Source organism: Streptomyces sp. NPDC020731 (assembly GCF_044334705.1).
Taxonomy (GTDB): Bacteria; Actinomycetota; Actinomycetes; order Streptomycetales; family Streptomycetaceae; genus Streptomyces.
This window is the reverse complement of sequence record NZ_JBIRTN010000001.1, coordinates 189,035-210,563: the sequence shown is the minus strand read 5'-3', so window position 1 is coordinate 210,563 and position 21,529 is coordinate 189,035. Positions and strand designations below refer to the sequence as shown.

General features: G+C 73.0%; 18 protein-coding genes and 1 pseudogene. 12 read left to right on the top strand and 7 right to left on the bottom strand.

Annotation, left to right across the window (positions count from 1 at the left end):
* Positions 1-33: 33 nt before the first annotated feature.
* The 4 genes from dnaG to ACH4VX_RS00925 form a co-directional block, all read right to left on the bottom strand.
* Positions 34-1,956, bottom strand: a complete 1,923-nt coding sequence (gene dnaG, locus ACH4VX_RS00940; protein ID WP_398364781.1) for a DNA primase — start codon at positions 1,954-1,956, stop codon at positions 34-36.
* Positions 1,957-2,199: 243 nt separating this feature from the next.
* Entirely contained in the window at positions 2,200-3,465 is a 1,266-nt protein-coding gene (locus ACH4VX_RS00935; protein WP_398364779.1) for an NAD(P)/FAD-dependent oxidoreductase, read from the bottom strand.
* A 93-nt stretch (positions 3,466-3,558) separates the two neighbouring features.
* Positions 3,559-4,833 carry a deoxyguanosinetriphosphate triphosphohydrolase gene (locus ACH4VX_RS00930; RefSeq protein ID WP_398364776.1) on the bottom strand — a complete coding sequence of 425 codons (1,275 nt, stop codon included), beginning with the start codon at positions 4,831-4,833 and terminating at the stop codon, positions 3,559-3,561.
* A gap of 163 nt (positions 4,834-4,996) precedes the next feature.
* Positions 4,997-5,776 carry a sirohydrochlorin chelatase gene (locus ACH4VX_RS00925; protein WP_398364773.1) on the bottom strand — a complete coding sequence of 260 codons (780 nt, stop codon included), beginning with the start codon at positions 5,774-5,776 and terminating at the stop codon, positions 4,997-4,999.
* 212 nt (positions 5,777-5,988) lie between these two features.
* On the opposite strand from ACH4VX_RS00925, the gene ACH4VX_RS00920 reads away from it, so the two are divergent.
* From ACH4VX_RS00920 to ACH4VX_RS00905, 4 genes are all read left to right on the top strand, one after another.
* The gene (locus ACH4VX_RS00920) at positions 5,989-6,693 is read left to right on the top strand and encodes a vancomycin high temperature exclusion protein (RefSeq protein WP_398364771.1); all 705 of its coding nucleotides are present in this window, start codon (positions 5,989-5,991) and stop codon (positions 6,691-6,693) included.
* Positions 6,694-6,725: 32 nt separating this feature from the next.
* Complete coding sequence (locus ACH4VX_RS00915; RefSeq protein WP_398364769.1) at positions 6,726-6,974, top strand: hypothetical protein; 249 nt, start codon at positions 6,726-6,728, stop codon at positions 6,972-6,974.
* Positions 6,971-7,372 (top strand): DNA-binding protein, encoded by a 402-nt coding sequence (locus tag ACH4VX_RS00910; RefSeq protein ID WP_398364768.1) that lies wholly within the window; start codon positions 6,971-6,973, stop codon positions 7,370-7,372. The genes ACH4VX_RS00915 and ACH4VX_RS00910 overlap by 4 nt, the downstream gene beginning before the upstream one ends.
* A gap of 114 nt (positions 7,373-7,486) precedes the next feature.
* On the top strand, positions 7,487-9,661 hold the full coding sequence (locus ACH4VX_RS00905; protein ID WP_398364766.1) for a molybdopterin oxidoreductase family protein: 2,175 nt from the start codon (positions 7,487-7,489) through the stop codon (positions 9,659-9,661).
* Here the strand turns inward: ACH4VX_RS00905 and ACH4VX_RS00900 are convergent.
* Positions 9,595-11,241 carry a M4 family metallopeptidase gene (locus tag ACH4VX_RS00900; RefSeq protein WP_398364764.1) on the bottom strand — a complete coding sequence of 549 codons (1,647 nt, stop codon included), beginning with the start codon at positions 11,239-11,241 and terminating at the stop codon, positions 9,595-9,597. The two genes, ACH4VX_RS00905 and ACH4VX_RS00900, sit on opposite strands and share 67 nt — an antisense overlap.
* Positions 11,242-11,441: 200 nt before the next feature.
* Between ACH4VX_RS00900 and ACH4VX_RS00895 the strand changes: the two genes are divergently transcribed.
* The 3 genes from ACH4VX_RS00895 (at position 11,442) to ACH4VX_RS00885 (ending at position 13,479) form a co-directional block, all read left to right on the top strand.
* Positions 11,442-11,972 (top strand): gamma-glutamylcyclotransferase family protein, encoded by a 531-nt coding sequence (locus tag ACH4VX_RS00895; RefSeq protein WP_398364762.1) that lies wholly within the window; start codon positions 11,442-11,444, stop codon positions 11,970-11,972.
* Positions 11,973-12,147: 175 nt separating this feature from the next.
* On the top strand, positions 12,148-12,693 hold the full coding sequence (locus tag ACH4VX_RS00890; RefSeq protein WP_398364760.1) for a hypothetical protein: 546 nt from the start codon (positions 12,148-12,150) through the stop codon (positions 12,691-12,693).
* A gap of 117 nt (positions 12,694-12,810) precedes the next feature.
* Positions 12,811-13,479: a class F sortase gene (locus ACH4VX_RS00885; RefSeq protein WP_398364758.1), complete on the top strand. Its 669-nt coding sequence runs from the start codon at positions 12,811-12,813 to the stop codon at positions 13,477-13,479.
* 182 nt (positions 13,480-13,661) lie between these two features.
* Here ACH4VX_RS00885 and ACH4VX_RS00880 read toward each other — a convergent pair whose 3' ends face one another.
* Both ACH4VX_RS00880 and ACH4VX_RS00875 read right to left on the bottom strand, forming a co-directional pair.
* Positions 13,662-15,227: a PQQ-binding-like beta-propeller repeat protein gene (locus ACH4VX_RS00880; protein ID WP_398364756.1), complete on the bottom strand. Its 1,566-nt coding sequence runs from the start codon at positions 15,225-15,227 to the stop codon at positions 13,662-13,664.
* Positions 15,228-15,339: 112 nt separating this feature from the next.
* A complete protein-coding gene (locus ACH4VX_RS00875; protein WP_398364754.1) occupies positions 15,340-16,122 on the bottom strand; it encodes a sulfite exporter TauE/SafE family protein in 783 nt (260 codons plus the stop codon).
* A gap of 174 nt (positions 16,123-16,296) precedes the next feature.
* Between ACH4VX_RS00875 and ACH4VX_RS00870 the strand changes: the two genes are divergently transcribed.
* From ACH4VX_RS00870 to ACH4VX_RS00850, 5 genes and pseudogenes are all read left to right on the top strand, one after another.
* On the top strand, positions 16,297-17,523 hold the full coding sequence (locus ACH4VX_RS00870) for an NAD(P)/FAD-dependent oxidoreductase (RefSeq protein ID WP_398364752.1): 1,227 nt from the start codon (positions 16,297-16,299) through the stop codon (positions 17,521-17,523).
* Complete coding sequence (gene nirB / locus ACH4VX_RS00865; RefSeq protein ID WP_398364750.1) at positions 17,523-20,120, top strand: nitrite reductase large subunit NirB; 2,598 nt, start codon at positions 17,523-17,525, stop codon at positions 20,118-20,120. Before ACH4VX_RS00870 ends, nirB begins: the two co-directional genes overlap by 1 nt.
* Complete coding sequence (gene nirD / locus ACH4VX_RS00860; RefSeq protein WP_398364748.1) at positions 20,117-20,467, top strand: nitrite reductase small subunit NirD; 351 nt, start codon at positions 20,117-20,119, stop codon at positions 20,465-20,467. The genes nirB and nirD overlap by 4 nt, the downstream gene beginning before the upstream one ends.
* 176 nt (positions 20,468-20,643) lie before the next feature.
* Positions 20,644-20,907: pseudogene (locus tag ACH4VX_RS00855) on the top strand (type II toxin-antitoxin system VapC family toxin); the annotation flags it as partial.
* Between the two features lie 176 nt (positions 20,908-21,083).
* Entirely contained in the window at positions 21,084-21,527 is a 444-nt protein-coding gene (locus tag ACH4VX_RS00850) for an LAETG motif-containing sortase-dependent surface protein (RefSeq protein WP_398364747.1), read from the top strand.
* Positions 21,528-21,529: the final 2 nt, after the last annotated feature.

Here is a 21,529-nt window from a genome sequence, read left to right as displayed (position 1 = left end):
CGGACGATTACCCGGGCCCACCCCCGGCCGCCCTCACAGCGCGGCCGCGCCGTGCTCCCGCAGGGCCTGGTCGTACTGCTGGAGCACCCACAACTCGTTCTGCACGGCGGCCAGTTCGCTCGGGTCGCCGTGGGCGCTGAGGCGGGTGAGGCGGCTGGCGACGTCACGGATGCGGCGCTCGACCGCGCGACGCCGGACGGTGACCAGCTGGGCGCCCGCGTAGGTCTCGTCGACCCCCTTGACACCCCGGTGCAGCATGATCGCCTCGACGGCGAGTTCGGTGACCATGGCGCGGACGGCGTCGTCGGGGGCGGCCTCGCGGACCCGGATGAGGTACTCCTGCGGGTCCTGGGTGCCGTACTCCGCGCCGCCCGCGTCGAGGACGGCCTGGCGTACGGCCGCGTAGGGCGGGGCGGTGAACTCGTCGACGCCGTACGCGTCGAAGGCCGGGGAGACCAGCTCCGGGCGTTGGAGGGCGAGCTTGAGCAGTTCGCGTTCGGTGGCGAAGACCGGGTTGCGGAGGTTGAGGGCGGGGCCGCGCGGGGCGGCCCGGTCGGGGGCGTACTGCTGGGGGTCGCCGCCGCGCTGCCGGCGGTCCGGCGCCGGGCCCTTGCCGCCGCGGTCGCGGGCCCAGCGGGCGAGCTGGGCGACCCGCTTGACGACGAACTGGGTGTCGAGGATGCCGAGCATGCCGGCGAGCTGCACCGCGACCTCGTGCTGGGCACCGCTGTTCTTGATACGGGCGACGATCGGGGCGGCCTCGTCGAGGGCGGCGGCACGGCCGGCCGGGGTGTCGAGGTCGTAGCGGCTGACGATCTGGCGGAGGGCGAACTCGAAGAGCGGGGTGCGGGGTTCGGTCAGGTCGGCGACGGCCTCGTCGCCCTTGGCCAGGCGCAGGTCGCAGGGGTCCATGCCGTCGGGGGCGATGGCGATGTAGGTCTCGGCGGCGAACTTCTGGTCGTCCTCGAAGGCGCGCAGGGCCGCCTTCTGGCCGGCCGCGTCACCGTCGAAGGTGAAGATCACGCGCGCGCTGCCGTTGTCCATGAGCAGCCGGCGCAGGATCTTGATGTGGTCGCCGCCGAAGGCGGTGCCGCAGGTGGCGATGGCGGTCGTCACCCCGGCGAGGTGGCAGGCCATGACATCGGTGTAGCCCTCGACGACGACCGCGCGGGAGGCCTTCGCGATGTCCTTCTTCGCCAGGTCGATGCCGTAGAGGACCTGGGACTTCTTGTAGATCGCGGTCTCGGGGGTGTTGAGGTACTTGGGGCCGGTGTCCGCCTCGTGGAGCTTGCGGGCGCCGAAGCCGACGACCTCCCCGCCGATGTCGCGGATGGGCCACATCAGCCGGCCGCGGAAGCGGTCGATGGGGCCGCGGCGGCCCTCCTGGGAGAGGCCGGAGAGGATCAGCTCCTTGTCGCTGAAGCCCTTGCCGCGCAGGAAGCGGGTGAGGTGGTCCCAGCCCTGCGGGCTGTAGCCGACGCCGAAGTGCAGGGCGGCGGCCTGGTCGAAGCCGCGGTCGGCGAGGAAGGCCCGGCCGGTCTCCGCCTCGGCGGAGCTCGCGAGCTGTTCCGCGTACCACTCGGCGGCGATCTTGTGGGCCTCGACCAGGCGGATGCGCTCGCCGCGCTGGTGGCTGGGGTTGTACCCGCCCTCCTCGTAGCGCAGGGTGATGCCGGCCTGTCCGGCGAGGCGCTCGACCACCTCCGAGAAGGAGAGGTGGTCGATCTTCATCACGAACGTGATGGTGTCGCCGCCCTCCTGGCAGCCGAAGCAGTGGAAGAGTCCCTTGCTCGGGCTGACCTGGAAGGACGGCGACTTCTCGTCGTGGAAGGGGCAGAGCCCCTTGAGGTTCCCGCCGCCCGCGTTCCGCAACTGGAGGTACTCGGACACCACGGCGTCGATCGGAACCGCGTCCCGAACCGCCTTCACGTCCTCATCATTGATCCGCCCAGCCACGCGTGAATTCTACGGGGACGCTGTGACATCTCCGGGACGTGCGGCGCCCCGCAAGGGGCGCGGGGCTGTGACATACGCGGCTCCGCCGCGTGGGCGCGGCCGGCCACGGACCGCCCGCACCCGCGACAGGACGGAACCCGGCAGGCGTCCAGGAGATGCCGTTTGGATCTTGCCGGGGTCGCGGGGTCCGGCTCGGCTGTGAGGCGCCGTCGCCTGAAGCCGGCCTGATCCAAACGACACCCCCTAGGCGACAAGACCCTCCAACGGCACGCGCGGGTCCGCCAGAGCCTCCGTGTCCACCGGGTCCTGGGACCGGATCAACCCCTGGATCGGCTCCGTGACATCCCACACATTCACATTCATCCCCGCGAGCACGCGCCCCTCCCGCACCCAGAACGCGATGAACTCCCGCTTCCCCGCATCGCCCCGGATGACCACCTGGTCGTACGATCCCGGCGGCGCCCACCCGGAGTACTCCATCCCCAGGTCGTACTGGTCGGTGAAGAAGTAGGGAACGCGATCGTAGATCTCCTCCCGGCCCAGCATGGAGCGGGCCGCCGCCGGGCCGCCGTTCAGCGCGTTGGCCCAGTGCTCCACCCGCAGCCGCGTGTCGAAGAGGGCGTGCGGGAAGGAGGCGACGTCGCCGGCCGCGTAGATGTCCGGGTCGGAGGTACGCAGCCGTTCGTCGACGAGGACGCCCCCGCCGGCCGCGCGGTCGGCGAGCTCCAGACCCGCCGCCTCCGCGAGGGAGACCCGCGGGGCCGCGCCGATCGCCGCGAGGACGGCGTGCGCGGGGTGTTCCTCGCCGTCGTCGGTGCGGGCGGCGAGGACCATGCCGTCCTGGCCGGTGATCTCGGTGAGCGTGGCACCGAAGTGGAAGCGCACCCCGTGCTCGCGGTGCAGGTCGGCGAAGAGCTGGCCGAGCTCGGGGCCGAGGACCGAGTGCAGCGGGGTCTGCCCCCGGTGGACGACGGTGACCTCCGCGCCGTACCGGCGGGCCGCCGCCGCGATCTCCAGGCCGATCCAGCCGGCGCCGGCGATCACCAGGTGGCCGTTGTCCCGGCCGAGGGAGGTCAGGACGCCCTTGAGGCGTTCGGCGTGGGCGAGGCGGCGCAGGTGGTGGACGCCCACGAGGTCCGTGCCCGGGATGTCGAGGCGGCGGGGTTCGGCGCCGGTGGCGAGCAGCAGTTTGTCGTAGCGGACGACGGTGCCGTCCTCGCCGAAGCGGACGGTCTTCGCGCCGCGGTCGACGGCGTCGACGGTCTGGCCGAGGTGCAGTTCGATGTCGTGGCGCGCGTACCAGGCGGGCTCGTGGACGAAGACGCTGTCGCGTTCGTCCTTGCCGAGGAGGTAGCCCTTGGACAGGGGCGGACGCTCGTAGGGGTGGTCGCGTTCGTCGCAGATCAGTATCACGCGGCCGGTGAAGCCCTCCGCTCTCAGCGTCTCGGCCGCTTTCGCGCCGGCCAGTCCGCCTCCGACGATGACGAATGTCTGATCCGCGTCGACCACGTCGATGCCTCCTCGTAAGGGTGTCGCCACCTGCGAGCGTCCCGCACGCAGGGTGTTGCCGGAAAGGGGAGTGACCCGATCAGGCCATACAGCTCATGCCTGCCCCAGGAGACGGGCGTGAAGCGAGCGGGCCGAGGCGTCGGTGAGCGACGCGATCTGGTCGACGATCACGCGCTTGCGGGCGCGGTCGTCCGGGGCCCGGTCGAACAGGGCGCGGAACTGGGGGTCCAGGCCGTCGGGGGCGCGGCAGGTGAGCGCCTCGGCCAGTTCGAGGACGACGATCCGCTGGTCGGCGCGGAGCAGCTCCTGTTCGGCACGCTGCATGACGTACCGGTCTGCGACCGCCTTGAGGACCGCGCACTCCATGCGGGTGCTTCTCGGTACGACCAGCTCGGCGTCGTACCGGGTGAGGCGCCCGTCCCCGTGGGCCTGGCGGGTGGCGCCCTCGGCGGCGAGGCAGAAGCGGCCGATGAGCTGGCTGGTGGCGTCCTTGAGGCGGGCCTGGGCGACGGCGGTGCCGTCGTAGCCGTGCGGCCACCACTCCTGGTCGAGGAGGCGGTCGAGGGCCTCCGCCAGTTCTTCCGGGTCGGTGTCGGCGGGGACGTACCGTCCGACGGCGACGGCGAGGACCGCCCGGCGTTCGGGCTCGGCGTGCAGGCAGTTCGGGTCGATGTGACCGGCGTGCAGGCCGTCCTCCACGTCGTGCACCGAGTAGGCCACGTCGTCGGACCAGTCCATGACCTGGGCCTCGAAGCAGGTACGGGTGCCGGGGGCGCCCTCGCGGAGCCAGTCGAAGACGGGGCGGTCGTCGTCGTAGACCCCGAATTTCGGGGAGGCCGGGTCGGTGGGGTAGGCACCGCGGGGCCAGGGGTACTTGGTGGCGGCGTCGAGGGCGGCGCGGGTGAGGTTGAGGCCGACGGAGCCCTCGGGGGTGAAGCGTTTGGGTTCGATGCGGGTGAGGAGGCGGAGGGACTGGGCGTTGCCCTCGAAGCCGCCGCAGTCCTCGGCGAACTCGTTCAGCGCCTGTTCGCCGTTGTGGCCGAAAGGCGGGTGCCCCAGGTCGTGGGAGAGGCAGGCGGCCTCCACGAGGTCGGGGTCGCAGCCGAGGGCGGCGCCGAGTTCGCGGCCGACCTGGGCGCATTCGAGGGAGTGGGTGAGGCGGGTGCGGGGACTGGCGTCCCAGACCTGGCTCTGCTCTCCCGGGGTGACGACCTGCGTTTTTCCTGCGAGGCGGCGGAGGGAGGCGGAGTGCAGGACGCGGGCGCGGTCGCGCTGGAAGGCGGTGCGGCCGGGGCGTTTGTCGGGTTCGAGGGCCCAGCGGGCGACTGACGTCGGGTCGTATGCGGTGGGGGGTGTGGTGCCTTCCATGTTCTGAACAGTAAGGGGGAGGTGTGACAGCGGGGGCCTTACGCATCCGGTTTTCCTCGCCCCCGCCGCCCCTTCCCTTCCCGTTCCCGGGGCTGCGCCCCCAGCCCCCCTTCTTTTCGCGCCCACGCGGCGGAGCCGCATGCCGGCACGATCCCGCGCCCCTTCAGACGGCTGACGCCAGTTCCAACGGTGTGGCGGACGGAGTCCTCACGGTCCGGTCGTAGCGGTGGAGAACCAGGTGGGCCATCGCCGGGTGGGTGCCCAGGGGGGCGGAGGCGATCCACGGTGCCGCTGCCGCGCATTCCGTGGCGAAGCGGCCGGGGGCCGTGAAGTAGGAGGCCACGGCCACGCGGTGGCGGCCCCGGGCGGCCAGGGCCCGTACGGCGTCGGGGACGGTGGGGGCCGCCGCGGAGGCGTAGGCGGGGACGACGGGAACGCCGAGCCGTTCGGCGAGCAGCCGCGCGGTGCGGTCCGTGTCCATCCTCGCCCCGGGGTCGCGGGAGCCCGCGGCGGCGAGTACGACTCCGCTCGCGCGGCGGGTCGCCGCGTCCGCCGGGGTGCGCCAGCCGGCCTCGGTGAGGCGGGCGTGCAGGGCGTCCACGAGCAGGGGGTGCGGGCCGAGCGGGGCGGCCACGCGCGTGTGCAGCCGTGCCTCGGCGGCCATCTCGGGGATGTCCCGCTTGACGTGGTAGCCCCGGCTCAGCAGCAGCGGTACGAGGACGGCGGCCCCGGTGCCGCGCGCGTCCAGCCCGGCGAGGGTGTCGGGGAGCAGGGGCGCGTTCAGCTCGATGTGGCCGAGGTGCACGGGCAGGCCCGGCCGTAGTGCGCGGACGCGGTCCAGGAGCTGCCGTACGGTGCTCAGCGCGCGCGGGTCGCGGCTGCCGTGGGCCACGACGACGAGGGCGGGCCGGGTGTCGCGGTCGTTCATGGGGTACGCCGTCATGCACCGATCGTGGATGCGGGACGTTGCCTTCCCGTTGCGCAGGCGTGACGAGTGTTTTCCAGCGGTTCACCATGTGGACAGCGGCGGATGTGAGCCGGCGTGACCTGCCGTTTCACCCCGATCCGTGAAGCTGCTCACAGTGCGTGATGCGAACCGGAGGGCTCGGCGGGGCGTCTCTCACGGTCGAGGACCGACCGGGGAGGGCCCGTCCGATGCTCCGTTTCAGTGTTCACCGTCCGCGCCTGCCGCGTACCCGTACGGGGCAGCGGCGACTGGTGCGGGCGGCGGTGGCGGTGTGCGTGCTGGCGCTGCTGCCGGCGACCTGGCTGCGCGTGACGACGGACGACCGGCTGCGCACCACCACCGACGTGCCGCGCACCGACGTCGCCGTGGTCTTCGGCGCGGGTCTGTGGGACGGGGAGCCGTCGCCGTATCTCGCGCACCGGCTGGACGCGGCGGCGGAGCTGTACCGCGCGGGGCGGATCGAGGTGGTCCTGGTCACCGGCGACAACAGCCGCGAGGAGTACGACGAGCCGGACGCGATGCGTGCCTACCTCACCCAGCACGGTGTCCCCGACACGCGGATCGTCAGCGACCATGCGGGCTTCGACACCTGGGACTCCTGCGTCCGCGCGAAGAGGATCTTCGGCGTGGACCGTGCGGTGCTGATCAGCCAGGGCTTCCACATCCGCCGCGCGGTGGCCCTGTGCGAGGCGGCCGGAGTCACCTCGCACGGCATCGGCGTCGACGACCGTCACGACGTGACTTGGTACTACGGGGGCGTCAGGGAGATCTTCGCGGCGGGGAAGGCGGCACTGGACGCCGTCTTCCGCCCGGACCCGCGCTTCCTCGGGCCGAGGGAGCCGGGGGTGGAGCGGGCGCTGGCTGACGTCCACCGTCCGGGGACGTCGGACTGACGAACCGCGCATACTCCAGTATGCTCACGTCCGTGGCGGACACGACGCGGATCACGGTGACGCTCCCGACGGAGCAGGTCGCCGAACTGAAGAAGCTCACCGACAACGTCTCCGGCTACGTCGCCGAAGCGGTGGCGCGTCAGCTGCGGCACCAACTGCTCGGGGCCGACCTGTTGCACCATCGGGAGGAGTACGGAGCGTTCACCGAGGAGGAACTGGCGGAGGCCCGCTCCCGGATCTTCGGGAACACCGATGCCGATGGGGCGGCGAGCGCGGCATGAGCGGGCATGTCGAGACCGTCGTCCTGGACTCCGAGGGCCTCTCCGCCTGGATCGCCCAGGATCACAAGATCGCCGCGATGTTCCAGGTGTTCCACGCGATGGGTGCCGATTTCGTTGTCGGAGCCAACACCATCGTGGAAGTGAGTCACGCGCGGGTGAACACGGCCCGGCTGCGGTGGGCACTGTCCCGCGTCAAGGTCGAGCCGGTGACCGAGCAGGCGGCGAAAGCGGCGGCGGAGCTGCTCAAGGCCGCCGGCCTGCACGGGCACAAGTACGCGATCGACGCGACGGTGGCCGAGATGGCACTGCGCCAGCCCGGCCCGGTGGTCATACTGACGTCCGACATCGATGGCATGTCCCGGCTGTGCGGTGACCGTATCCGGCTCGTCGGCGTCTGAGCGGGGAGCCCGCCGACGCCTCACGGCGGGCCGGGGACGCCGGGGAGGTCGCCGTACCCGGGGTGTAACAGCGGCCGGCGCGGTGCGTAACACCGGCGGCGCAACCTGGGCCGTATGCGAGACACCGTGACGCCCACGCACTGCCCCTACTGCGCCCTGCAGTGCGGGATGAACCTGACGCCGACCCCGGACGGGACGACCGTCGAGGTGAGTGAGCGTGCGGACTTCCCGGTGAACCGGGGGGCGCTGTGCGGGAAGGGGCGTACGGCGCCCGCCGTGCTGTCGTCGAGCGTGCGGCTGACCTCGCCGCTGGTGCGGTCCGAGGGGGGCGCGCTGGTGCCGGCCTCCTGGGAGGAGGCGCTGGAGCGGGTCGCCGAGGGGCTCGGGCGGACGCGTGCGGAGTACGGGGCGGACGCGGTCGGGGTGTTCGGCGGGGGCGGGCTGACCAATGAGAAGGCCTACTCGCTCGGGAAGTTCGCGCGGGTGGTGCTGGGGACCTCCCAGATCGACTACAACGGGCGGTTCTGCATGTCGTCGGCGGCGGCCGCGGGCGGCAAGGCGTTCGGGCTCGACCGTGGGCTGCCGTTCCCGCTGGAGGACATTCCGCGGACCGGGTGCGTGATTCTCGTCGGGTCGAACCCGGCGGAGACCATGCCGCCGTCGATGCGGTACTTCACCGAGCTGAGGGAGAACGGCGGCACGCTGATCGTCGTCGATCCGCGCCGCACGAAGACCGCCGAGCAGGCCGATCTGCACCTGGCGCCGCGTCCCGGCACCGATCTCGCGCTGGCGCTGGGTCTGCTGCACCTGATCGTCGCCGAGGGGCGCACCGACGAGGCGTACATCCAGGAGCGCACCGGCGGCTGGGAGGAGACCCGGGCCGCCGCGATGGCGCACTGGCCGGAGTACGTGGAGCGCATCACCGGTGTGCCCGTTCCCCGGCTGCGGGAGGCGGTGCGGCTGTTCTGCGGGCCCGAGGCCGCGATGGTGCTCACCGCGCGCGGGCCCGAGCAGCAGTCCAAGGGCACGGACACGGTGGGCGCGTGGATCGACCTGTGCCTGGCGACGGGGCGGGCGGGCCGCCCGCTGTCCGGGTACGGGTGTCTGACCGGGCAGGGCAACGGGCAGGGCGGGCGCGAACACGGCCAGAAGGCCGACCAGTTGCCCGGCTACCGCAAGCTGACCGACCCGGCGGCGCGGGCCCATGTGGCGGAGGTGTGGGGCGTGGACCCCGACTCGCTGCCGGGGCCGGGGCGCAGCGCGTACGAACTGCTCGACGCGCTCGGTACGGACATCCGCTCACTGCTGCTGATGGGGTCCAACCCGGTGGTGTCGGCGCCGCGCGCCGCGCACATCGAGGGGCGGATCCGCTCGCTGGACTTCCTGGCGGTGTGCGACGTCGTGCTGTCGGAGACGGCCGCGCTCGCCGATGTCGTCCTGCCGGTGACGCAGTGGGCGGAGGAGACGGGGACGACGACGAACCTGGAGGGCAGGGTGCTGCTGCGGCGGCGTGCGATCACGCCGCCGGAGGGCGTCCGCAGCGACCTGGAGGTCATGCACGAGCTGGCCGCGCGGCTGGGCGGGGAGGGGAACCCGGAGAAGCGGTTCCCGACCGACCCCGAGGAGGTCTTCGAGGAGCTGCGCCGGGCCAGCGCGGGCGGGCCCGCGGACTACTCCGGGATCACCTATCGCAGGCTGGCGGACGAGAGCGGCGTGTTCTGGCCGTGCCCGGCGGACGAGGGCTCGGCGGCCGGTGTCCACCCCGGCACCCCCCGCCTCTTCCTCGACCGGTTCGCCACCGAGGACGGGCGGGCGCGGTTCGCGCCGGTGTCGCACCGGGCGAGCGCCGAGGAGCCCGACGACGAGTACCCCGTGCTGCTGACCACCGGGCGGGTCGTGGCGCAGTACCAGTCCGGTGCCCAGACCCGGCGCGTGGACGAGCTGAACGCCGCCGCGCCCGGCCCGTTCGTGGAGCTGCACCCCCGGCTGGCGGAGCGGCTCGGCGCGGCCGAGGGCGATCCGGTGGCGGTGGTGTCCCGGCGGGGACGGGCGGTGGCGCCGGCCAGGATCACGACCGCGATCCGCCCGGACACGGTCTTCATGCCGTTCCACTGGGCCGGTGAGGGCCGCGCCAACACCCTCACCAACCCGGCCCTCGACCCGACCTCCCGGATGCCGGAGTTCAAGGTCTGCGCGGTACGGCTGGAGGCCGTGAGCGCCGGTCAGCCCACGCCGACCGCGCTCCACGCCGCCGCGACCGCCGCGTACTCCGCGCCGCCCTCGCCGTAGAGGTCCTCGGCCGCGTTCAGGGTCGCCGTGCGGGCGGCCGCGTAGTCGGTCGACGAGGTCATGTGGACGGTCAGGGCGCGATACCAGATCTCGCCGAGCTTGGCGCGGCCGATGCCGGTGACCGTGGAGCCGTCGCAGGTGGGCGAGTTGTGGGCGACACCGCCCACGGTCTTCGTGCCGCTGCCCTCGGCGAGCAGATAGGCGAAGTGGTTGGCGACTCCGGACGAGTAGTGGACGTCGAGGTCCTTGACGGAGGTGTCCCAGCAGTCCGCCGACCGGCCGTCCTTCGACGGCTCGTCCATGTACCGCAGGGCGTCCCGGCCGAAGCCGTCCCGGACGATCTCCTCACCGATCAGCCAGTCACCGGCGTCCTCGGCGTTCGCCGCGTGGAACTCCACCAGCGTGCCGAAGATGTCGGAGGTCGCCTCGTTCAGGCCGCCGGACTCGCCCGAGTAGGTCAGGCCGGCCGTCTTCGAGGTCACCCCGTGGGTCATCTCGTGCCCGGCCACGTCCAGCGACACCAGCGGGCCCATCTGCGTGCCGTCACCGTCGCCGTACGTCATGCAGAAGCAACGGTCGTCCCAGAAGGCGTTGTTGTAGCCGTTGCCGTAGTGCACCCGGTTGTACGAGCCCTTGCCGTCGCCCGCGATGCCCCGGCGGCCGTGGACGTCCTCGTAGTAGTCCCAGGTGACATCGGTGCCGTACTGCGCGTCCACCGCGACCGTGGCGCGGTCGGACGCGGCGCCCGTGCCCCAGTGGTTGTCGGCGTCGGTGAGGACGGGGGCGGCGGCGCGGTCGAGGCAGACGACGAGGACGCACAGGTCGGTCCTGTTGCCCGCGTCACCGGTGTGGGTTCCGCCGCGGGTGGGGTCCTTCAGCTCGTATCCGGACGCCGTGGGTGTCGTCTTCAGCGGGACCGTGCCGCCGTACAGGGACTCGCCGTCGCCGGAGGCGTTCTCGAGGCTGTCCCAGGCGTCGATGCGGGTGCCGGTGTGCGCGTCGGTCAGCACGGTGCGGGCGACCGGGTTGCCGAGGGAGTCCTGGGCGACCGCGTCGGTGCGCCAGGCCAGCCTGGGGGTGCCGTGCAGGGCGTCGACCACCAACTCGGGTTTCGCGGTGAGGCTCTTGAGGGTCTCGCCGAGGTGGGCGGCGCGCAGGGCGTTCGCCGCGAGGTCGGCGGCCCCGGGTGCGGCGAGCTTCGGGGTGACGGTGGGGAGGTCGACGGCGGCACGGGTGGCGCGGGTGGCGCCGCGGTAGCTGCCGTCAGGGGCGAGGTGCAGTACGAAGTCGCCGCCCAGCACCGGGAGTCGGTGGTAGGTGCGGTCGTAGCGGACGTGCCGGGTGCCGTCCTCGTCGACGACGACGTCCTTGACCTTCGTCTGCTGGGCCGCGGTGATCCCCAGGGCGGCGGCGTGGTCCGCGAGGACGGCCGCGGCATGGTCGGCGGCGGTGGTGCGGGCCGGGCGGCCGGCCGCACCGGCGGTGGTGGGGGAGAGTGCGGCGGCCAGCAGTGCGGCGCTGGTGACGGTCACGCAGGCGGTGACGAGTCGGGAACCTCGGGCTTGCCGTATCGGGCTCAAGCGGTCTCCTGGAACGGGCGCCCCGGCACAGGTGGGGGGGGTGGGGCGGCGCTGGTGTCGACCGCGATTCAAGTGGCGCCAGGTCTGTCATGTCCATAGCGCGAATGTGAGGGTGTGTGAGGGGTGGGAACCGTTCCCGCAGGGCTCCGGTGGCACTTCCGTGCAGAGGGGCTCCGCCGACCGTCCGCGCAGGTGAACGAGTGATCCTCCCCTTCTTCGTCCACGGCGCCCTCCGCCCCGGCGAGCGCGACCACGACCTCTTCCCGCGCGGCCGCACCCTGCGCGAGGAACCCGGCCGGCTCCGGGGCGCGGTGCTGTACGAGGGGCCCGGACATCCGTACGCCGTCGAGGAGTCGGGCGGCGCGGTGAGCGGGGAGCCGGTGACCGCGCCGCCGGAGGCGTACACGGGGCTGCTCGCCGAGCTGGACCGGCTGGAGGAGTACGTGCCGGGCGATCCGCGCCATCTCCACGAGCGGGTGGCGCGGGACGTCGTCCGGGCCGGCGACGGCACGGCGGTCCGGACGTGGGTGTACGTCGCCGCACCCGCCGTCGCCGCACGGCTGCGGGCGCGGGGGAAGCCGGTCGAGGGCGGGGAGCGGCGGGGGCGTGTCCTGGACGCGGCCCCCTGCGGGCGATGCCCGCGAACGCGCCGGTCACCCGTTCACCCCCGTGCGCCGCACCTTCGGGTGCTTCACCGCGACCGGATCGGCGCGGCGGCGGTGACCTGCTGAAACGCGACGCAGGGAACGGCCGTCCGGGTGCGGTCCGACACCCGTTCGGCCCGCGTCCTGACGCTTCCTCAGGAAGCGGTACGGCCCCGGTGGCACTTACCTCGGAGGGGCAGGGACGCGTCCGACGGCGGCACATGGGGGTGCCGCGGGCCGCGGCCCACTCGAGGGAGCATCGATGCGACGTACCGCCCGGCTGCTGACCGGCGTGACCGGTACCGCGCTCGCCGTGGCCACCGCGGGGCTGCTCGGCGCGCCCGCGTACGCCGGGGAGGCCGCCGGCACGTCGACGGGGAGCCTGGAGGTGTACCCGTCCTCGGTCGCGCCGGGATCGCACGTCACGGTGAACACGGCGGCGTGCGGCGACGGCGGGACGGCGGCGGGCGACGCCACCGCCGTGGGCGCCGGCCGGTTCACGCTGGCGCCGAGCGCGCACGAACGGGACGTGATCGGACAGTTCAGGGTGCCGCCGAGCGCGCAGCCGGGGACGTACGAGATCGTCGCGACGTGTGACGGGAGCGGCCGGCGGGCGGCCGGTGACCTGGTGGTCACGCTGACGCCCGACGCTCAGCAGGTGGTTCCCCGGGGAAGTGTGAAGACGGGGGTCGGGGGCGCGCTGGGCCCCGACCCCGTGCAGACCGCGGCCGGTGTGACGGCTCTCGCCGTCGCCGCCGCGGGCGGTACCTGGCTCCTGCATCGCCGGGCGAGAGGCGACGGGATCTGACGGGCACCCTCCGCTGCCCGTCCCGCCGGTACCGCATGTCCCCTCCCCCTCCGGGTCCGACGCCCCTCGCGGCCCGGAGGGGGCACGGGGGCCGACTCGAGATGAGGTCAGTCCGTCATGCGCCGCAGGTTCCGCCGGACCGGGGGTCCGGGCAACGCAGCGATAGCCGCCGTCACGGTGTCCGCCCTCTGTTCGGGGATGTGGCTGCTGCACGACGGGACCGGGACGCAGGCGCCGCCACAGCCGTCCGCCGCCCAGGCGCACACGAGGGACGACGACCGCAGCGCGGGCCGGACCTCGGCCCCTGCCCTGCCGCCCTCCCCTCCCGACCGCATCCGCATCCCCGCGATCGACGTGGACGCGCCCCTGACCGGCCTCGGCCTGACGAGCACCGGCAGCCTCGACGTCCCCCCGGCCGACCGGAAGAACCTGGCCGGCTGGTACGAGGCCGGCACCACCCCCGGCGAGAGGGGCACCGCGATCGTCGCGGGCCATGTCGACAACACCGACGGCCCCGCCGTCTTCTACTCCCTCGGCGCCCTGCGCAAGGGCGGCACCGTCGAGGTGGACCGCCGCGACGGCACCGTCGCCGTGTTCACGGTGGACGCCGTCGAGGTGTACGACGCGCGGGACTTCCCCGACGGGAAGGTCTACGGCCCGGCGCCCCGCCCCGAGCTACGGGTCATCACCTGCGGCGGCGGCTACTCACGGACGACCGGGTACCGGGGGAACGTCGTGGTGTACGCCCATCTGACGGACAGCCGCCGACCCGGCCCGCGGGGCTAGGAGATGTCGTTTGGATCTTGCCGGGGTCGCGGGGTCCGGCACGCACATCGCGGCGTTGCCGTCGGTCCTCGACGCTCCGCGTCGACTCCCTCCTGCGCCTTGCGGCCGCACGCACCGGACCCCGCCCGGCTCGGCTGTGAGGCGCCGTCGCCCGAAGCCGGCCTGATCCGAACGACACCCCCCTAGGGACCGACCGCGAGCACCGGGGGACGGTTGTCGCCGTCGGCGTTGACGATCACCCAGCCGTCGCCCGCCCGGACCAGCTGCGGGCCGCTGTCGAGCTTGAACGAGATGTCGCGCACCGTGGTGCCGTCCTCCTCGCCCACCCGGGTGCCGTCATCGGTGGTGAGCGTCCACAGGCGCTGGGACTCGCCGAGTACGGCCACCCTGTCCCGGCCCGCCGGGGCGAGGGCGACGACCGTGGTGCCCAGGTCCGTGTGCCAGCGGCGCCGGCCGTCGTCCAGCGAGTAGGCCGAGACCTGCTCGGGGTAGTCGCCCTCCGGCTTCGCGGCTGCCACGATCAGGGTGCCGTCGGCGACCATGGCCCGGAACACCGGCCGGGCGGCGAAGACGGGGTCGGACGCGGTGACGGCCAGGTCCTCCTCGTCGGCGGTGAGCGGGATCGTCACCGGCTCCCGCTTCGGGTCGCCCGGGTCGCCGTAGGACAGCACGGCGGCGAGTCCGCGCTCGTCCTCCTCCCGCACCAGCAGGGTGAACGGCTCGGCGGAGAGCACCGCGGCCGAACTCAGGTAGCTCTCGACCGGGAGTTCCCGCCGGCTCAGTTCCTTGCCCGTGGCGGTGTCGAGGGTGAGGAGATACGCCGAGTGGAAGCCTTTGTAACTGCCGCAGGTCACGGCGACCGTGGTGGTGGCGCCGGCCGCGGACGCCGTCACCGGCTCGCACTCGACGTGGTCCTCGCTCCCGGTCCCGGCGGCGGGAACGAGTTTCGCGGTCCAGCGCACCGCGCCGTCGGCGAGCCCGTACCCGTGGACCGAGTGCTCGGCCGACGCCACGGCCACGCCCGCGTCGGCGGTGAGCAGCCCGCCGCCGCCCCGGCCGTACAGCACGGTCCTGCCGCTGATGTTCCGCTCCCACACCTTGCGTCCGCTGCGTACGTCGACGCCCCACACGGTGTCGCAGGGCTTCTCGTCCCGTGCGAAGGCGACCAGGCCCACGCCGTCGACGATCCGCTCGCTCATCGCGCACACCGACTCCCGCACGGGCGCCCGCAGCACCCATCCGCGGTCCCCGCTGCCGGAGTCGTACGCGACCAGCGCGTCGGTCCGGGCGCGTACGACGGTGCCGCCGTCCTCGCCCACCGTCCAGGCCCCGACGCCGCGCACGCTGGCGGGCCGGTCCGGGCCGGCCTGCCAGACGTGGTCGAGCACCGGCCCGCGCATCCAGAGGTAGGCCTGCCAGCCGGGCCACAGCGCGATCAGCACGCCCGCCGCGGCGAGCGCGCCGGGTACGGCCTTCCCCGGGCGGGCCTGTGTGAACGCGGCGAGGGCGGCGATGAGCCCGACGGCGCCCGCGAAGGTGAACAGGAACGCCAGGATGAGGGTCGGCGTCGTGCCCTCGGGGCAGGGCCGGTGCCCGCCGCCACAACTGTTGCCGGGAATGGACGACCAGCCCAGCCAGTGGAACTCCACCGCGAGCCCGATCAGCGCGCCCGCTCCGACCACCAGCGCGGCCTTCCCCAGCGGCCGCGTCCCGGACGGTCTGCCGTCCTCGACCATCTTCTTCCCCACCCTTGTTCTGTTCTGCGGCGCTCCCCAGCACCGGCCGCCCGCGTCATGGAGCGGCGCTGGAGCCTAACCCGTACGGATGTGCGTCGGTCGCCTTGATCACCCGGCGTGTCGCTCAGGCCAGCCACTGCTCGTACGCCAGGTTCGCCACCAGGGCGAAGACGACCGTCAGCAGGACGACGCGGACGAAGCCGCTGCCCTTCTTCAGGGCGGTGTGCGCGCCGAGCGTCCCGCCCGCCAGGTTGAACACCGCCATCAGCGCCGCCAGTTGCCACAGCACCGCGCCCTGCCAGGCGAACATCGCGAGCGCGCCGGCGTTGGTGCAGCAGTTGACGATCTTCGCGGTGGCGGAGGCGGTGACCAGGTCGAGGTGGAGCAGGGCGGTGAGCGCCAGGACGAGGAACGTGCCGGTGCCGGGGCCGATGAGACCGTCGTAGAAGCCGATGCCGAGGCCGGCCAGGCCGATCGCGGCGAGGATCTGGCGGCGGGTGGCCGGGCCGGTGGCGGGGGCCGTGCCGAAGGCGGGACGCAGGATCACGAAGGCGGCCACGGCGAGCAGCACCACCATGATCACCGGCTTGAGGACCTCGGTGCTCATCCCGGCCGCGAAGAAGGCCCCGGCCGACGATCCGGCGAGGGCCGCGAGGCCGATGCGTACGGCGGTCCCCACGTCGACCGGTGCTTTGCGGGCGTAGGTGATCGCCGCGCCCGTGGTGCCCACGATCGCGACCGCCTTGTTGGTGCCGAGCGCGTGCGCGGCGGGGGTGCCGGAGGGCAGGCCGAGCAGCAGGGCGGGCAGGAGCAGCAGCCCGCCGCCGCCCACCACGGCGTCGATCCAGCCGGCGGCGAGGGCGGCCAGACAGAGCAGGACGACCGTGGTCAGGGAGATGTCGGGCATGGCCGTGAGCCTAAGGAGGAGATAGATGGTGCGTCCATCAAGATGAGCGTTTGTTGAGGTTGCCGCCGGGGCCGGCCACCTCACACCCGCGCCGCTCCCTTGCTGAGGGCAGCGTTCCGCGCGGGAAACAGAGGTGATGCCACCGGGTAACACCCGCACCGCACGCTCAAGGACATGACCTCGAACGATCGTGTGGTGGTGATCGGCTCCGGCCTCGCGGGCGTACGACTCGCCCGGCGGCTCGGCGAGCTCGGCACGCCCGTGACGCTGATCGGCGAGGAGGAGCACCGCCCGTACAACAGGGTGCTGCTCGCCGAGGTGCTGGCCGGACGCTACAGCCCCGAGGTGATCGCCCTGCCGGCGCCCGCGGAGCTGACCCGCGCCCGGGTCACCGGCATCGACCGCGCCGGGCGGACCGTCGCCTGCGCGGACGGCTCGGTGATCGCCTACGACAGGCTCGTCCTTGCCACCGGCTCCAACCCCGTACTGCCGCCGCTGCGCGGCCTGTTCACCTCGGGCACCGCGGACCACGAGCTGCCCGAGGGCGTGCACGCGTTCCGCACCCTGGACGACTGCCTGGGCCTGGCCAAGGCGGTACGGCCAGGGGTGCGGGCGGTGGTGATCGGCGGCGGGCTGCTCGGGGTGTCCGCGGCCCGCGCGCTCGCCGTGCGCGGCGCTCAGGTCGTCCTCGCCCAGCAGTCCGAGCGGCTCATGGAACGCCAGCTGGACCCGGCCGCCTCGAAGCTCGTCGAGCGGCATCTGACCGACCTCGGCGTGGAGGTGCACACCGAGTGCCGGGTGCGGGACGTGCGCTGCGTCGGCGGCGCGGTCCGCTCGGTGGAGATGGCCGACGGCTACGCCCTCGACGCCGACCTCGTGGTCCTGGCCTGCGGGGTGCACCCGCGGGTCGGGCTCGCGCAGGCGGCGGGTCTCGAGGTCCGCAAGGGCGTCGTCGTCGACGACGAGCTGCGCACCTCCGACCCGTACGTCCACGCCGTCGGCGACTGCGTCCAGCACGCCGGCACGGTGTACGGGCTCGCCGCCCCGGCGCTGGAACAGGCCGACGCGCTCGCCGCGCTGCTCGCCGGGGACACCGGCTCCCGCTACACCGGCACCCGCTCCCTGACCCGGCTCACCCTCACCGGGCAGGACAGCCCCTTCGACCTGGCCGCCTTCGGCGAGACCGAGGCGCTGCCGGGCGACGACGTCGTCCAGCTCACCGATGCCACCCGGGGCACCTACCGCAAGGTCGTCGTCCGCGACGACCGCCTGGTCGGCGGGGTCCTCGTCGGCGAACTCGGCACCGTCGGCGCCCTGGCGCGCGCCTGGGAGGGAGCAGAGCCGCTCCCCTCCGCCGGCGGGCCCCTGCTCCACCTGCTCACCAATGACGGAGGCTCCTGATGTCCACGGACACACCGACCATCGTGCTCGTCGGCCACGGCATGGTCGGCCAGCGCTTCCTCGAGGCGCTCGCCGGGCGCGGCCTGACCGCCACGCACCGCGTGGTCGTGCTGTGCGAGGAGCCGCGCCCGGCGTACGACCGGGTCCAGCTCACCTCGTACTTCTCCGGGAAGACGCCCGAGGACCTGTCCATGACGGACCCGGCGTTCCTCGAGGAGCACGGCATCGAGCTGCACACCGGTGACCCGGCGGAGACGGTCGACCGTGCGGCGCGCACGGTGACGGCCCGCTCCGGGCTGGTCGTCGACTACGACGTCCTGGTCCTGGCCACCGGCTCCTACCCGTTCGTGCCGCCGGTGCCGAACAAGGACGCCGAGGGCTGTTTCGTCTACCGCACGATCGAGGACCTGCTCGCGATCGAGGAGTACGCGAAGAAGTCGACGACCGGTGCCGTGGTCGGCGGCGGTCTGCTCGGCCTGGAGGCGGCGGGCGCGCTCAAGGGCCTCGGACTCACCTCCCACATCGTGGAGTTCGCGCCCCGGCTGATGCCCGTCCAGGTCGACGAGGGCGGCGGCGCGGCGCTGCTGCGCACCATCGAGGACATGGGCCTGTCCGTCCACACCGGCGTCGGCACGCAGGAGATCGTGGTCGGCGAGGACGGCGCGGTCACCGGCATGAAGCTGTCGGACGGATCCGAACTCGCCACCGACCTGGTGGTGTTCTCGGCCGGCGTCCGCCCCCGCGACCAGCTGGCCCGCGACGCGGGCCTCACCGTCGGCGAGCGCGGCGGCATCGCGGTCGACGAGCAGTGCCGTACGGTCACCGACCCGCACGTGTTCGCGATCGGCGAGTGCGCGCTGGCCGCCGACGGCCGGGTGTACGGCCTGGTGGCACCGGGTTACGAGCAGGCCGAGACGGTCGCGGCGACGATCGCCGAGGACGAGGCGGAGTTCACCGGCGCCGACCTGTCCACCAAGCTCAAGCTGCTCGGCGTGGACGTGGCGTCCTTCGGCGACGCGCACGGCACCGCCGACGACTGCCTGGACGTCGTCTACTCCGACTCCCGCGCCGGCCTGTACAAGAAGCTGGTCATCGGCCGGGACGGCACGCTGCTCGGCGGCATCCTGATCGGCGACGCGGACGCGTACGGCACGCTGAAGGCCTTCACCGGCTCCGTCCCGCCGGTCTCGCCCGAGTCGCTGGTGCTGCCGGCCGGCGCCGGGGCGCCCGTCCAGCTCGGCCCGTCCGCGCTGCCGGACGACGCGATCATCTGCTCCTGCAACAACGTCCGCAAGGGCACGATCCGCGAGGCGGTCACCGAGCACAACTGCACCACCGTGCCCGAGGTGAAGAAGTGCACCAAGGCCGGTACGACGTGCGGCAGTTGCGTCAAGGTCCTCGGCCAGCTGATCAACGCCGAGCTGGAGGCGAGCGGCGTCGAGGTCGACAAGGGCCTGTGCGCCTGCTTCTCCCAGACCCGCGAGGAGCTGTACGAGATCGTCCTCGCCCTGCGCATCACCTCCTACCGGGAGCTGCTCGACCGGCACGGCCGCCAGGACGCCCGGGGCGGCGACGGCTGCGAGGTCTGCAAGCCGACGGTCGGCTCGATCATCGCCTCCCTCGCCCCGACGATCGGCGCCAGCAACTACGTCCTCGACGGCGAGCAGGCGGCGCTGCAGGACACCAACGACCACTTCCTGGCCAACCTGCAGAAGAACGGCTCGTACTCGGTCGTGCCCCGCATCCCCGGCGGTGAGATCGCCCCGGAGAAGCTGATCGTGATCGGTGAGATCGCCCGCGACTTCGGCCTCTACACGAAGATCACCGGTGGCCAGCGGATCGACATGTTCGGCGCGCGGGTGGAGCAACTGCCCGTCATCTGGGCCCGCCTGGTCGACGCCGGCTTCGAGTCCGGCCACGCCTACGGCAAGTCGCTGCGCACGGTGAAGTCCTGCGTCGGACAGACCTGGTGCCGCTACGGCGTCCAGGACTCCGTACGCATGGCGATCGACCTGGAGCTGCGCTACCGGGGGCTGCGCTCCCCCCACAAGCTCAAGTCCGCGGTCTCCGGCTGCCAGCGCGAGTGCGCGGAGGCCCAGTCCAAGGACTTCGGCGTCATCGCCACCGCGGGCGGCTGGAACCTCTACGTCGGCGGCAACGGCGGCGCCACCCCGCGCCACGCCGACCTGCTCGCGCAGGACCTCTCGGACGCCGAACTGATCCGCCTGATCGACCGGTTCCTGATGTTCTACATCCGCACCGCCGACCGCCTGGAGCGCACCAGCGTCTGGCTGGACCGCGTCCCCGGCGGCCTGGACCACGTACGGGACGTCGTCGTCCACGACTCGCTCGGCATCTGCGACGAACTGGAGGGCCTGATGGCCGCCCATGTCTCGCACTACCGCGACGAGTGGGCCGAGACCATCAACGACCCGGAGAAGCTGGCCCGGTTCGTGTCCTTCGTGAACGCCCCCGACACCCCCGACCCGGTGGTCGCCTTCGTTCCCGAGCGCGACCAGATGAAGCCCGACCTCCCGCTGCTGAACATCGGCCTGCGACCCGCCGACGAGATCCTGGAAGGAAGCGCCACGCGATGACCCTGGCACTCGAGACCACCGATCTGAAGATCCAGCTCCGCCTCACCGACGACTGGTTCACGGTCTGCGACCTGAGCGCGCTGCTCCCCGGCCGCGGAGTGGCCGCCCTGCTCCCCGACGGTCACCAGGTCGCCGTCTTCGCCGACCGCACCGGCCGCCTCTACGCCCTCGACAACCGCGACCCCTTCACCGGCGCGGCCGTCCTCTCCCGCGGCCTGACCGGCACCCACCAGGGCCGCCCCTTCGTCGCCTCCCCGCTCCTGAAGCAGCGCTTCGACCTGGAGTCGGGCCAGTGCCTGGACGACGAGACGGTACGGGTGACGGCGTACGAGGTGAAGGCGGCGTGATCCGGTAGGGCGCCGGTGGGGGCCCTGGCGCGCCGGACGGGAGGTGACTCGGCCGGTCACACCGATTCCGCCCGCGCTCCGGGCCCCACCCGTCCCTCGGGGAAGCCCCGCACGTCGGCGTCCCCCGCGACCACGGCCCCCGCCCCGGGAACCGACCTCCACGTGCGAGGAATCCGGTCGAAACCCGCGACCCCAGGACGAACCAGGCCCGCTTCGACCACGCCGTCTCCCGGGTGAACATCGTCCCGCCGACCGAGGCCATCGCACGCCACGCCGGCAGACTCCTCGCCGCGGCCGGACTCCACGGCCACAAGTACGCCCTCGACGCCATCGTGGCCGCCACCGCCCTGGCCTCTCCCGCACCCGTCACCCTGCTGACCTCGGACCCCGAGGACCTCGTCATGCTGTGCGAGCCCGGCGTCCGCGTCATCAAGATCTGAGATCACGAAGGCCGGTGCCGGCCGACCACGCGGGCACGTTGCGGAGAGCTACCTTCCGGTCACGTCACGTTCGTATCACAGGCTTCTCATATCCCTCATACGGCAAGCGCCCCCCAGTAGCTTCGTCACTCTCGTACCAAGCACACGCAATCGTCCGATCTGGGGGACTCTTCACCATGCACCCGTTCCGCACCTCCGCCGCCGCGGTCCTCGCCGCGCTCGCCCTGGCCGCCGTACCGGCCACCGCCGAGGCACACGGCGGCAACACCCCGTTCGAGAACTGTTCCGAGGCGTACGCGAACGGACACGCCAACATCCCCGCGGCCAGCGACCACTACGGCGAGCACCTGGACCGCGACGGCGACGGCATCGGCTGCGACAAGCCGCCGGCGGACTTCAAGCCCCACGAGGAGACCGAGAGCGACACGGGCGACGACACCGGCACCGGGAACGCGGAGAACACCGGCTCCGACGGCAAGGAACAGGGCGGTGGCACCGACCTCGCCGAGACCGGCGGCAGCAACGCCACCCCGTACATCGCGGCCGGCGGTGCGGCCGTCGTCCTCCTGGGCGGCGGCGTGATGATCGCGGCCCGCAAGCGCCGCGACGACGCCCGCTGACA